Annotated in this window: 1 protein-coding gene; it reads right to left on the bottom strand. The window is 33.8% G+C overall.

Annotation, left to right across the window (positions count from 1 at the left end; all coding sequences use genetic code 11):
• Positions 1-276: hypothetical protein (locus ACFILW_RS10545; protein WP_375685814.1), on the bottom strand; the 276-nt coding region annotated here is incomplete at its 3' end.
• Between the last annotated feature and the right edge of the window lie 11 nt (positions 277-287).

The following is a 287-nucleotide window of genomic DNA, read 5'->3' as shown; positions in this document are numbered from 1 at the left end:
TTCGACAAATTGAAACGGACTTTTGGGATCTAGCCAAATATTATTTATCTTAATTGCTTGTTTTGTGGGATTGTAGGAGGTTAAATCTACTTTGAATGTGGGATTTTCATTTGGATCGTAAGGTACGTTTGCTAGTGTTTTTGTATAATTAATTTGTAATTTAGGTCCTAGAGCTCGTTGTTTGTTTTTTCTGTATCCTGTCCAAACTGAAACACCAGCATGAATAGTTGTAGCAGTGATAGAGATTATAGAAAAGTATTCAAATATCGTTAACATTCTTTCCCCCC

The sequence above is a fragment of the Bartonella sp. TT110JLCBS genome, assembly GCF_042193405.1.
In the GTDB taxonomy this organism is placed as follows: Bacteria; Pseudomonadota; Alphaproteobacteria; order Rhizobiales; family Rhizobiaceae; genus Bartonella.
This window is presented reverse-complemented; position numbering and strand designations above follow the sequence as displayed.